The sequence below is a fragment of the Blautia sp. CGZ-1-C1 genome (assembly GCF_056504575.1).
On sequence record NZ_JBWLUT010000069.1, the window covers coordinates 1 to 3061 of the forward strand.

Genomic DNA, 3061 nt, shown 5'->3' on the forward strand with positions numbered 1-3061 from the left:
AACCTGTAAACTATCGTCTGACCCTGATTTCTTACTTTTCAAATTTTCTTGTAAAATCTCGTTGCTTTCGTTGCCGGAAACATAGATAGATAATAAAAATCCTTTATTTACGGGCTTTTTCCATATCAAAACCATAAATTTATCAGCAACGAACCCGGCAACCAACTGGCAACTATCCCGGCAACAGACCGTCCTTGTCAGGCGATCCACTCCTGCGGAAGTTCCAGCTGACGGCATTCTTCTTCACTCAGTTCTACAAATCCACCTTCGTTGCTGGGTAGTTCGTTGCCGGAAGTGTCCCGTTCCCAGCCCTTTTGTCTGCCATATCCGGCAAACATCCGGGGATTGGAAAAAGGCTTCCAACCGGTCACGACCGTGTTCATGATCTCATTGATATTGTGGAGCTGCCACCGCTTCGGCTCATCAAAGGTATGTCCCAGCGCCTCCTTGAACAGCTGTTTTGAGCAGACCATGTTTCCGGTGTAGTGTTCCAGAAATCCCTGTATCTGTCCAGCTTCGGTGTCCTCCGGCATGAAGTCTTTCTGCACCTCCACCAGTTGACGCTGGATGGACTTGCTGAATTTCATGGAATACTTGCCGCTGTGGTAAATGCTCATAGCTTCTGCCCATACCTGCAACAGATACGCTCTGGAAGCGTCCTCGTCCTCCAAAATGTGAACCTCTGCCTTCTCCGGGTAAATCATGATTGGGAGAAAGCGCCGGTTCCCGGCTCGATCCAGCGGCAGAAAGTCCAGGGTATTCGAGGAACCACCGAACACGCACTGCCGAAGCCGGTCTTTAGGCTGAGATTCATAAGGTGTCCGGTAGGTTTCCTTCTGTCGGCTAATAAAGGAACGGATTTCTTCAATGCTCTTTGCGCTGCTGGTGGCAAGCATCTCTGACATCTCAATGATCCAGTGACCTTGTAGCTTTTGGAATACCCGGTCGTCATCCAACTTCTTCAGGTCATCAGAGAACCATTCGTCCCGGATCGCCAGCAGTCGGAAGAATGTGGACTTCCCGGCACCCTGACCGCCCACCAAACAAAGCATTTCTTCATATTTGGAACCGGGACGGAATACCCGGCGTATAGCACCCAGCAGGAAATGTTTCAGCATTTCTTCCACATAGTCACTTTCATCAGCACCAAGAAAATGGTGCAGACAGAATCGGATGCGTGGTGTACCGTCCCAGACAAGACTGTTCAGCACATCCTGAATTGGATGGTAACAATTTTCGTTTGCTACGATAGAAAGGGCAGCCGTGATCTTTTTCTCACTGGTCAGCTCATAGTTTCTCTCAAAATAGAGGAGAAGATATTTCACATCAGTATCCGTCAGAGCGCTGGTATTCCTGCGCCAGCCCAAGTCCTGTACAATGTCTACCCGGTCTGTCAGGAGATTAAGCCGGATGGCATCCCGCAGGAGTGGATCGCAGCAGAACACAATCCGGCAGTTGTCGATGGTGTTGGCTGTTTTTCCCTTGTCGGTAACAGAAAGGCTCTGCCGCACCTTATCAACGCTCTGTTCCGGCGCTATGGCTTCGGCTGCGCTCATCACAGCCTGCTGGGTGGCTGGCGATAAACTCTGATATTCGCTGTTCAATTTTCCTCACCTCTTTTCCATACTCCGCAACTACAAAAGCTCGTTCTTCTATGCTGTCAGACAGAAGAAGATCCAACAGATATTCGATATATGGCTGCCTGTGCAGAGCCTCCACAAACAAAGGATTCCAGTCATCCTCCGGTTGTTTGGGCGCATATTCTTCTTTCCATCGTTCCAGCAAACGCAGGTAGTCGCACAGCACCCGAAAGCATTTCTGCTCTGCCTGCCGGTATCGCATTTCCTCGCTGATTTTTCTTTTGATTACTCTCTTTTGTGGCGGATCGTGGCCTTTGCGGTCAAAGCTGATTGAGAAGTCCTCTGCCATCTTTAAGGCAGCTTCTTTACTGCTTAGTCCAAAAAGACGGGAAGTGAAATCAATCACATCTCCATCTGCCTGACAGGCAAAACAATGGAACCGTCTGTCCACCTTCATGCTGGGATGCCTGTCATCGTGAAACGGGCAACAAGCCATCCCGTTGCGTCCTACTGAAATTCCATAAACCAAAGCAGCCTGCCTTGTGGTAACAGACTGTTTTACTGCTTCAAATACATTCGTTTCTTCCACCTCCAAACAATGCAAAAGGCATCCGGTTTCCATAGAAAATCAGATGCCTCACAATTCCATATCCTGTTTTCTTGTTGGAGCAATCCGTCCTTCACGCTCCCAGCGCTCCCGGTTCTCCCGATCAGCGTCCAGTTTGCCTTGTGCCAGCTTCTCCTTAATGGATTTTCTGGCTTTATTTTTGATCTGCTCTTTGCCAGCCTGTTTGACCTCCGGTTTTAACAGCACCGCCTGTACCTTTTTGAGAACTTTTTCAGCAGACTGCTGTAATTTTTCTCGCACCCTACTCAGCAGAGTGTTCGCTATCTTCACAACTTCTGGCGAATTTTTGGCATTGGGCGATACCACGCTCTTTCGATATTTCTCAATTACTTCCATATCTTCAAGCTGGGTTTGTTCCCGAACCTTGTCGGTCACAACCTCCACCGCCTTGTCATAGGCTGCACCGGAAACATCTTCCAGCAAGGTTTCTACATCCTCAATTTTTAGCGTCAGTTCCTCCAGCTTTTGTTCCTGTGTCGCTAGCTGCTCCTTCTGCTTCATCAGGATATAATCCTGCTTTTCCAAATAGTCACGCCCACCATAAGACGGCTCCTGTTCCAGATGCAGCCCATGCCGTTTGGCAACGTCAAATAAGATTATCCGACAGACTGCATCAAAAGTCTGTTTCCGGTTATTGTGCTTTCCTTTTGGCTGTTCCGGTTTAGGGAGAGGGATACCCAGTTCCTCCAACGCCTTTTCCTGCTGGGGGCACAGCTCTCCATACCGATTTTCACAGTCAAATACATGGCGCTCATGGATGTGCGGAGTTCCTTCATCCAGATGGAGCGCCCAGTCTAAAATGTGGATATGAGAACCGAAACGGTTTTCAAATTCCTCATAAAATTCACTGACA

At 48.6% G+C, this 3061-nt stretch carries 3 protein-coding genes and 1 pseudogene; all 4 read right to left on the bottom strand.

From position 1 onward, the window contains the following. On the bottom strand, positions 1 to 210 hold a 210-nt coding region (locus AC058W_RS05090; protein ID WP_479389788.1), incomplete at its 3' end, for a hypothetical protein. Next, on the bottom strand, positions 198 to 1556 hold the full coding sequence (locus AC058W_RS05095; RefSeq protein ID WP_479389789.1) for a virulence-associated E family protein: 1359 nt from the start codon (positions 1554 to 1556) through the stop codon (positions 198 to 200). The genes AC058W_RS05095 and AC058W_RS05090, both read right to left, overlap by 13 nt. Beyond that, positions 1516 to 2202: a CHC2 zinc finger domain-containing protein gene (locus AC058W_RS05100; protein ID WP_479389790.1), complete on the bottom strand. Its 687-nt coding sequence runs from the start codon at positions 2200 to 2202 to the stop codon at positions 1516 to 1518. Before AC058W_RS05100 ends, AC058W_RS05095 begins: the two co-directional genes overlap by 41 nt. Positions 2203 to 2217: 15 nt before the next feature. Further along, positions 2218 to 3061, bottom strand: a pseudogene (locus tag AC058W_RS05105) (serine/arginine repetitive matrix protein 2); the annotation flags it as partial.